Consider the following 9,651-nt stretch of genomic DNA (forward strand, 5'->3'; position numbering starts at 1 on the left):
GCGCGTATCACGTCAAAGAAAACCTGACCGGCAGATTCATCAGAAGTTGCCGACAAACCATTCCTTCATGCGTCCCCACACCTGCTTCACCGAGCCGCTCTGCACCGCCACCTTGCGGCCGCGCATACGCTGAACGCATCCTTCTTGCAGCAGGCCCATTACCGTGGAGTAACGCGGGCTCTTCACGACTTCGTGCAGGTTGCCGCGATACTCGGGCACGCCCACGCGCACGGGCTTCAGGAAGATGTCTTCGCCCAGTTCCACCATGCCCGGCATCATGGCCGTGCCACCGGTGATCACCACGCCCGACGACAGCAGTTCCTCGTAGCCCGACTCGCGCACCACCTGGTGCACCAGCGAATAGAGTTCCTCGATACGCGGCTCGATCACAGCGGCCAGCGCCTGGCGGCTCAGCGTGCGCGTGCCGCGGTCACCCACGCCAGGCACCTCGATCATGTCTTCCGGGTCGGCGATCGCCTGCTTGGCGATGCCGTACTGCATCTTGATGTCCTCGGCATCGGGCGTCGGCGTGCGCAGCGCCATGGCGATGTCGTTGGTGATCTGGTCCCCGGCGATCGGGATCACGGCCGTGTGCCGGATCGCGCCTTCGCTGAAGATGGCGATGTCCGTCGTGCCGCCGCCGATATCCACCAGCACCACGCCGAGTTCCTTCTCGTCCTCGGTCAGCACCGCCAGGCTCGAGGCCAGCGGCTGCAGGATCAGGTCGTGCACTTCCAGGCCGCAGCGGCGCACGCACTTGACGATGTTCTGGGCCGCGCTAACCGCGCCCGTCACGATATGCACCTTCACTTCGAGCCGGATACCGCTCATGCCGATGGGCTCGCGCACATCCTCCTGGCCGTCGATGATGAATTCCTGGGTCAGGATGTGCAGGATCTGCTGATCGGTCGGGATGTTGACCGCCTTGGCGGTCTCGATCACGCGGGCCACGTCCGTCTGCGTGACTTCCTTGTCCTTGATCGCCACCATGCCGCTCGAGTTGAAGCTGCGGATATGGCTGCCGGCGATGCCGGTGAACACCTCGGCGATCTTGCAGTCAGCCATCAGCTCGGCTTCTTCCAGCGCGCGCTGGATCGACTGCACGGTAGCCTCGATGTTGACCACGACCCCCTTCTTCAAACCCTTGGACTCGGACTGGCCCATCCCGATCACCTCATAGCTGCCATCGGGGCGCAGTTCCGCCACCACGGCCGCCACCTTCGAGGTGCCGATGTCGAGACCGACCAGTAGGTCCTTGTATTCCTTGCTCATCGAGTTTTCTCCGCGTTCTTACTCTTGAGTCGCGTCGGATTGTTGTTGGTGTTGCCGGCCGAAGCCGCCTGGGGGGTTGCCGCGCCGCTGGCTGCCTTGGTCGCCGCCTTGGCCGCCGCCGCTGCCTGCGCATCGGTCAGGAAGCGCACGCTGGCCGCCCGGATCGCGAACCCGTTGGGATAGCGCAGATCGGCATACTCGATCTGCTTGCCCATCTGCTCCGTGACCTGCGGCCACGACGCCACGAAGCGCTTGACCCGCGCCTCCATGGCCGTGCGATCCTCGTCGTTCTGCTCGCGGCCGAATTCGACGACCATGCCGTTAGACAATTTGGCACGCCATGCATAACGCCCCGACAGCGCCACGGCCAGCGGTTCGAGCTTCATCGGCTTGAACCACTCGCGCATGATCTCCAGCTTCTCGACCACGTCTTCCTCGCTGTCCGGCGGTCCGTCAAGCGCCAGCAGCTGGGCATCCTCTTCGGCCTCGGCGGTGTTGGCCACGAATACCTCGCCATAGGTATTGATCAGCCTGCCACTATCCGGACCACCCCAGGTACCGAGGGGTTCGTGCTCTTCCACCTGGATCGCCAAGCCGTTCGGCCACTCGCGCCGCACGCTCGCGTGGCGCACCCAGGGCACCGACTCGAACGCCTGTCGCGCCGTGTTCAGGTCGAGCGTGAAGAAGTTGCCGGCCAGCTTGCCCAGCGCGTTCGCGCGCACGCTCGGCGCGTTCACGTGGCGCAGCGGCGCGCCATCCATCGACGTCAGCTCGACATGCGTAATGGCGAACACCGGCCGCTGGGCCAGCCACAGCAGCCCAGCCCCGAGCGCCATGAGCGCCACCAGCGCGTATAGCGCTGAGGCGAACAGGTTGAGCAGGCGCGCGTTATGCCACATGTGTCGTCGGTCAGGCGGTCGGTACTGCGGTTATTCGGGTTTCCAGCGTTCATTCGGATGCAGGTCCAGCGTGGCTGCCGCCAGTACCTGCATGACGAAGTCCTCATAGCTGATGCCATTCGCACGCGCCGCCATCGGCACGAGCGAATGGCCGGTCATGCCGGGGGACGTATTCATTTCGAGCAGATAAGGCTTGCCGTCGCGCGTCAGCATCACGTCCGCGCGGGCCCAGCCACGACACCCCAGCACCCGGAAGGCCTCCACGGCCAGCGCGCGCACTTCGCGCTCCAGGGCGTCGGGCAATGTCGAGGGGCACAGGTATTGGGTATCGTCAGTAAAATACTTATTTTGATAGTCGTAGTTCGACTCCGGCGCGACAATCTTGATAACCGGGAGCGCTTCGGCCGTCGGACCCTCGCCCACGATCGGGCAAGTCAGCTCCGCGCCATCGATGAACGTCTCGGCGATCACGTCGGCATCAAGCCCTGCGGCCTTCTCGAACGCAGCGCGCATCTGGTCCGCGGCGACCACCTTGGTCAGGCCGATCGATGACCCTTCACGGGCCGGCTTGACGATCAGCGGCAGGCCAAGATCGGCAACCACGGCATCGAAATCGGTATTCGCGTAGAGCATCGCGAAGCGCGGCGTGGCCAGGCCATGCGTCATCCACAGGCGCTTGGTGGCCTGCTTGTCCATGGCCAGCGCCGACGCCAGCACGCCGCTGCCGGTATAGGGGATGCCAAGCTGCTCGAGCAGGCCCTGCATCGTGCCGTCTTCGCCGTAGCGACCGTGCAGCGCGATGAAAACGCGGTCGAAACCTGCCGCAGCCAGTTCGCTGATCGGCAGCAGACCCGGATCGAACGGATGCGCATCGACGCCGCGCGACTTCAGCGCGGCCAGCACGCCGTTACCGGACAGCAGCGAGATCTCGCGCTCGGCGGACTTGCCGCCCAGCAGCACGCCAACCTTGCCCAGCGACTTCGGATCGATATTGGGATGGGCGACGAAGCTCATTGCTGCCCCCCTTGCTGATGCGACACCAACTGGCCCGGCACTGCGCCGATCGAGCCAGCGCCCATGGTTACGACCACATCGCCGGGCCGTACGGCATTCAGGATGGCCTGGGGCATGTCCTCGATCTGCTCGACAAAAACGGGTTCTACCTTGTTTGCGACGCGCAGCGCGCGCGTCAGCGCGCGGCCATCGGCCGCGACGATCGGCGATTCGCCGGCGGCGTACACCTCCGCCAGCAGCAGCGCGTCGACGGTGCCCAGCACCTTGACGAAGTCCTCGAAACAGTCGCGCGTGCGTGTGAAGCGATGGGGCTGGAATGCCAGCACCAGGCGGCGGTCCGGGAACGCGCCACGCGCGGCGGCCAGCGTCGCGGCCATCTCCACCGGGTGGTGGCCGTAGTCGTCGACCAGCGTGAACGTGCCCGAACCGTCGGGCGTCGCCACCTCGCCGTAGCGCTGGAAGCGGCGGCCCACGCCGTGAAACTCGCGCAGCGCCTTGACGATCGACGCGTCCGGCACTTCGAGTTCGGTGGCGATCGCGATGGCGGCCAGCGCGTTCTGCACGTTGTGAATCCCGGGCAGGTTCAGCACGATGTCGAGCGGCGGCTCGGCGTGGCCATTGAGCTGGCGCAGCACGGTGAAGTGCATCTGTCCATCGACGGCGCGCGCATTGACCGCGCGAATCTGCGCGTCCTCGGCAAAACCGTAGCGCACCACCGGCTTGGACACGAACGGCAGGATCTCGCGCACGTTCGGGTCATCGACGCACAGCACGGCAATACCGTAGAACGGCAGGCGCTGGGTGAACTCCACGAACGCCTGCTTGAGCCGGGCAAAATCATGCCCGTAGGTGTCCATGTGGTCGGCGTCGATATTGGTGATGACTTCCATCACCGGAAACAGGTTCAGGAACGACGCGTCGGACTCGTCGGCTTCCGCGACGATGAAATCGCCCGTGCCGAGCCGCGCGTTGGCGCCGGCTGAATTCAGGCGGCCACCGATCACGAACGTCGGATCGAGCCCGCCTTCGGCCAGCACCGATGCCACCAGGCTGGTCGTGGTGGTCTTGCCATGGGTGCCGGCGATGGCCACGCCCTGCTTCAGGCGCATCAGCTCGGCCAGCATCACCGCGCGCGGCACCACCGGAATACGCCTGGCGCGGGCAGCCAGCACTTCGGGGTTGTCGTTGGTCACCGCGGTGGATACCACCACGGCATTGGCGCCCGTCACGTTCTCCGCGTCGTGGCCATGAGCCACGCGCGCGCCGAGTGAAGCCAGGCGCCGCGTGGCGGCATTGCTGCCCACGTCGGAACCCGAGACCTTGTAGCCCAGATTCAGCAGGACCTCGGCGATGCCGCTCATGCCGGCCCCGCCAATGCCTACGAAGTGGATGTTCTTGACAATATGCTTCATTGAATTCGTTTCACGATTTACCCGCCAACTGGCTGCAGATCTCGGCGACGCGCCGGGTTGCCTCCGGTTTGGCCAGGCCGCGCGCAGCGCGCGCCATGTCCTTCAATTGCGTCCGCGACAGGCCGGCGAGCGTCTTCGCCAGACCTTCCGCGGTCAGTTCGTTCTGTTGCACCAGCAACGCAGCGCCCTGCTTCGACAGGAACTTCGCGTTGGTGGTCTGGTGATCGTCCACCGCATGCGGAAACGGCACGAACAGCGCCGCCACACCGGCGGCCGCCACTTCGGAAACCGTCATCGCGCCCGCGCGGCAGATGACCAGATCGGCGTCGGCATAGGCCGCCGCCATGTCGTCGATGAATGGCACGGTATCGCCGGCCACTCCTGCTGCGGCGTAGTTCGCGCGCAGCGTATCGATCTGTTTCGCGCCGGCCTGGTGCTTGACGACCGGGCGCTGCCCCTCGGGCAGCAGCGCGATTGCCTTCGGCACCACGTCGTTGAGCGCGGCCGCGCCAAGGCTGCCACCCACCACGAGCACGTGCAGCGGGCCGGTACGATGGTCATATCGCGACTCCGGCGCCGGAATCTGCGCCAGTTCGGCACGCACCGGATTGCCGGTCCATTCGCTATTCGGCAACGCGTCCGGGAACGCGCAGAGCACGCGGTCCGCGACCTTCGCCAACACCTTGTTCGCCAGGCCAGCGATCGAATTCTGTTCGTGCAGCACCAGCGGGCGCCCGAGCAGCGACGCCATCATCCCTGCCGGGAAGGTGATATAGCCGCCCATGCCGAGCACCACGTCCGGCTTCACCCGACGCAGCGCGCCGATGCTCTGCCAGAACGCGCGCAGCAGGTTCAGCGGCAGCAGGAGCTTGGTCAGCAGGCCCTTGCCACGCAGTCCACCGAACTGGATGTACTCCATCGGAATGTCGTGCTTCGGCACCAGCGTCGCTTCCATGCCCGTACGATTGCCGAGCCAGACCACGCGCCAGCCCTCGTCACGCAACGCACGCGCGACCGCCAGCCCCGGGAACACGTGGCCCCCGGTGCCGCCAGCCATCACGAGCAGCGTGCGTGCGGTCATACCTTCCCTCCGCGCATCAACACCCTGTTCTCGTAGTCAATGCGCAGGACAATCGCCAACGCCACACAGTTCATCAGGATGCCCGAGCCGCCATAGCTGACCAGTGGCAGCGTCAGGCCCTTGGTCGGCAGCAGACCCAGGTTCACGCCCATGTTGATGAACGTTTGCCAGCCGACCCAGATGCCCATGCCCTTGGCCACCAGACCGGCGAAGGTGCGGTCTAGCTGCAGCGCCGTACGGCCGATGTCGAAGCAGCGGCGGACCATCCAGTAGAACAGCACGATCATCACCAGCACACCGATGAAGCCGAATTCCTCGCCGATCACCGCCAGGATGAAGTCAGTGTGGGCTTCCGGCAGGTAGTGCAATTTCTCGATGCTGCCGCCCAGGCCCACGCCGGTCCATTCGCCACGGCCGAAGGCGATCAGCGAGTGCGTGAGCTGATAAGCCTTGCCGAGCGCGTTACTTTCTTCCCACGGGTTCAGGTACGCAAAGATCCGCTCGCGACGCCATGGCGATGCCGTAATCAGCAGCGCGAACGCGCCCACGGCCACGCCGACCAGGCCGGCGAACAGCTTGCCGTTGATGCCGCCCAGAAACAGGATGCCCATCGCCACGGCCGCGATCACCAGGAACGCGCCCATATCGGGTTCGAGCAGTAGCAGCATCCCCACCACGACCACGGCCACCCCCATCGGGAGGAAGCCCTTCGAGACAGTCTGCATCCACTCCTGCTTGCGCACCGTGTAGTTGGCCGCGTACAGCACCACGGCCAGCTTCATCAGTTCGGACGGCTGGAAATTCATCAGGCCAAGCGGAATCCAGCGCCGCGCGCCGTTCACGCCCTTGCCGACGAACGGCACCAGCACGATCACCAGCAGGATCAGCGCGACGATGAACAGCTTCGGCGCGTAGCGGTCCCAGACCTTCACCGGAATCTGGAACGCCACCAGCGCCGTGGAGAGTCCGATCACCAGGCTGAACGCATGGCGCACCAGGAAATGGGCCTCGCGGTAGTTGGCGTAGCGCGGCGAGTCCGGCAGCGCGATCGATGCCGAGTAGACCATCACCAGGCCGAACGTCAGCAGTACGATCGCTACCCACAGCAGGGGCTGGTCGTACTCCATCATGCGGGAGCGGGTCGGCTTGACGCCGGACACCGCATCACGCAGGCCACCCCAGGCATTGCCGATGGTGGCGCCGATGAATCCGCTGCGCTTGACCTGCGAGTCGCTCATGGCATGATCCCCCGGGACAAAGCCAGTTCTTCCACCGCGCCGCGGAACACCTGGGCGCGATGCACGTAGTTACGGAACATGTCGAGGCTGGCGCAGGCCGGCGACAGCAGCACCACGTCGCCCGCTTCCGCGAGGCTGGCGGATTTCTCCACCGCTTCTTCCAGCGAGCCGGCGTCGATCAGCGGTTTGCCGGTCGCCCCCAGCGCCTCGCGCAGCGCACCCGCATCCTTGCCAATCAGCACCACGGCGCGCGCGTATTGCGCCACCGGCGCGACCAGCGGCGAGAAATCCTGGCCCTTGCCCTCGCCACCGGCGATCAGCACCACGTGCTTGTCCAGCCCGCTCAGTGCAGCCACGGTGGCGCCGACGTTCGTCCCCTTGCTGTCGTCGAAGTATTCGACTTCATCGATCGTTGCCACCCATTCCACGCGGTGCGGCTCGCCGCGATACTCGCGCAGGCCGTGCAGCAGCGCGTTGAGCGGCAGGTCGATCGCGCGGCACAGCGCCAGCGCGGCCATCGCGTTGGTGGCGTTGTGCATGCCACGGATGTGCAGCGCGTCGGCCGGCATCAGGCGCTTGTGGCGCACCGGCACGACGGCATCGGCGACGACATCGTCCTTCTTGCGGCGGCGCGGCTTCTGCTCGGCATCGGCTTCGGTGTCGGGCTCGGCCAGCACGAGCCACGGCATCCCGCCTTCGCGCAGCACGCCGTAGCTGCCTGGCGTCTCGGGCAGGTCGGTGCCGAACGTGACCAGCGTGGTACCGCGGCGGGCCATGTTCATCGTCAGCGGGTCCTGCCGGTTAAGCACCTGCAGGCAACCCTTCTCGGCCGGGCCGAAGATGCGCGCCTTGGCGGCGGCATACGCTTCCATGCTGCCGTGCCAGTCGAGGTGGTCCTGCGTGACATTGAGCACCGTGGCCGCGTGCGGCGCCAGCGAGAACGTGTATTCGAGCTGGAAGCTGGACAGTTCGAGCACCCAGACATCCGGCAACGTGGCGCTTGCGATGCAGGCCGACAGCTTGTCCAGCGCGGACGGGCTGATATTGCCTGCCACGCCCACGGTCTTGCCTGCGCGCTCGATCAGCCGGCCGGTCAGCGCGGTGGTCGTGGTCTTGCCGTTGGTACCGGTGATGGCCAGCACGCGCGGGGCGTAGCCCGACGTGGCCTCCAGGTAGCCAATCGCCTGGGCGAACAGTTCGATCTCGCCCCAGACAGGAATACTGCGTGCCTGCGCCGCCTCGAGCAGCGCCCGGGTATTGGGTTCGAGCGGGGACAGCCCGGGGCTGATCGCCACCAGACCGATATCGTCGAGCAGGTTCTCGGTGAACTGCCCGCCCACGAACTGGGCCGTGGTCAGTTCCGCCTGCAGGAAGACAAGGTTGGCGGGCGCCTCGCGTGTGTCGGCCACGCGCACGCGGCAGCCATTCAGGCCGCACCAGCGTGCCATGGCCAGCCCCGATTCACCGAGGCCAAGTACCAGCACATGGGGTTTCTGCAACACGCCAAACACTTCGTTTTCCTGCCTTGTAGAGTCCGTAGGTTAAAAATTTCAGCCCGGGTTCAGCGCAGCTTCAGCGACGACAACCCGATCAGCACCAGCAGCATCGTGATGATCCAGAAGCGCACCGTTACTTGCGTTTCCTTCCAGCCGCCCAGTTCGAAGTGGTGATGCAGCGGCGCCATGCGGAACAACCGGCGGCCTTCGCCGTAGCGACGCTTCGTGAACTTGAACCACGACACCTGGAGCATCACTGACAGCGTTTCCACCACGAAGATCCCGCCCATCACGAACAGCACGATCTCCTGGCGCACGATCACCGCGACCGTGCCCAGCGCCCCGCCCAGCGCCAGCGCGCCAACGTCACCCATGAACACGCGTGCCGGGTGGGCGTTGAACCAGAGGAACGCCAGTCCCGCGCCGGCCATCGCCGAGCAGAAGATCAGCAGCTCGCCCGCGCCGGGAATGTGCGGGAACAGCAGATACTTGCTGTAGACCGCATTGCCCATCACATAGGCAAACACGCCAAGGCCGCCGCCCACCAGCACCACGGGCATGATCACGAGGCCGTCCAGACCGTCGGTCAGGTTCACCGCGTTGCTCGAGCCAACGATCACCAGATAGGTCAGCACGATGAAACCGGTCACGCCGAGCGGGTAGCTCACTTCCTTGAAGAAGGGCACGATCAGGTTCATCTTGTACGGCACGTCGGCGAACATGCCGCCCTCGATCCAGCTCAGGAACAGGCTCCAGATGCGCACGTTGCTGGCCTCGGACACCGAGAACGCCAGATACACGGCGGCAACCAGACCGATCAGCGTCTGCCAGAAGAACTTCTCGCGGCTCGACATGCCGCGCGGATCGCGATAGACCACCTTGCGGTAGTCATCGACCCAGCCAATCGCGCCATAGCCCAGCGTCACGAGCAGCACAACCCAGATGAATCGGTTGCCCCAGTCACACCAGAGCAACGTCGAGATCGCGATCGAGATCAGCACCAGCACGCCACCCATGGTCGGCGTGCCGGCCTTCACCAGGTGCGTCTGGGGGCCGATCGTGCGTACGGCCTGACCGATCTTCAGTTCGGTCAGGCGGCGAATCACCCACGGCCCGAAACCCAGGCCGATCACCAGCGCGGTGACGTTGGCCATCACCGCGCGGAAAGTCAGATAGTTGACGACCCGCAGGAAGCTGTAGTCGTTCTGCAGCCACTGGGCCAGTGTCAATAACATCGTT

At 65.4% G+C, this 9,651-nt stretch carries 8 protein-coding genes; all 8 read right to left on the minus strand.

The features are described 5' to 3' along the window. Window positions 1–39: 39 nt before the first annotated feature. Genes ftsA through mraY form a run of 8 tightly spaced genes read right to left on the minus strand, consistent with a single transcriptional unit; the run spans window position 40 to window position 9,647 of the window. Window positions 40–1,272 carry a cell division protein FtsA gene (ftsA, locus tag RN01_RS29550; protein ID WP_008650315.1) on the minus strand — a complete coding sequence of 411 codons (1,233 nt, stop codon included), beginning with the start codon at window positions 1,270–1,272 and terminating at the stop codon, window positions 40–42. After that, window positions 1,269–2,171 (minus strand): cell division protein FtsQ/DivIB, encoded by a 903-nt coding sequence (locus tag RN01_RS29555; RefSeq protein ID WP_011517617.1) that lies wholly within the window; start codon window positions 2,169–2,171, stop codon window positions 1,269–1,271. Before RN01_RS29555 ends, ftsA begins: the two co-directional genes overlap by 4 nt. Before the next feature lie 30 nt (window positions 2,172–2,201). Then, on the minus strand, window positions 2,202–3,185 hold the full coding sequence (locus RN01_RS29560) for a D-alanine--D-alanine ligase (protein WP_017511637.1): 984 nt from the start codon (window positions 3,183–3,185) through the stop codon (window positions 2,202–2,204). Further along, a complete protein-coding gene (murC, locus tag RN01_RS29565) occupies window positions 3,182–4,597 on the minus strand; it encodes a UDP-N-acetylmuramate--L-alanine ligase (RefSeq protein WP_011517619.1) in 1,416 nt (471 codons plus the stop codon). Before murC ends, RN01_RS29560 begins: the two co-directional genes overlap by 4 nt. A gap of 10 nt (window positions 4,598–4,607) precedes the next feature. Then, window positions 4,608–5,678 carry an undecaprenyldiphospho-muramoylpentapeptide beta-N-acetylglucosaminyltransferase gene (murG, locus tag RN01_RS29570; protein WP_017511636.1) on the minus strand — a complete coding sequence of 357 codons (1,071 nt, stop codon included), beginning with the start codon at window positions 5,676–5,678 and terminating at the stop codon, window positions 4,608–4,610. After that, window positions 5,675–6,916 (minus strand): putative lipid II flippase FtsW, encoded by a 1,242-nt coding sequence (ftsW, locus tag RN01_RS29575; protein ID WP_017511635.1) that lies wholly within the window; start codon window positions 6,914–6,916, stop codon window positions 5,675–5,677. Before ftsW ends, murG begins: the two co-directional genes overlap by 4 nt. After that, a complete protein-coding gene (gene murD / locus RN01_RS29580) occupies window positions 6,913–8,427 on the minus strand; it encodes a UDP-N-acetylmuramoyl-L-alanine--D-glutamate ligase (RefSeq protein WP_017511634.1) in 1,515 nt (504 codons plus the stop codon). The genes ftsW and murD overlap by 4 nt, the downstream gene beginning before the upstream one ends. Window positions 8,428–8,477: 50 nt before the next feature. After that, window positions 8,478–9,647, minus strand: a complete 1,170-nt coding sequence (mraY, locus tag RN01_RS29585; RefSeq protein ID WP_008650301.1) for a phospho-N-acetylmuramoyl-pentapeptide-transferase — start codon at window positions 9,645–9,647, stop codon at window positions 8,478–8,480. Between the last annotated feature and the right edge of the window lie 4 nt (window positions 9,648–9,651).

The organism is Cupriavidus sp. SHE, assembly GCF_000812445.1.
Classification (GTDB): Bacteria; Pseudomonadota; Gammaproteobacteria; order Burkholderiales; family Burkholderiaceae; genus Cupriavidus; species Cupriavidus metallidurans.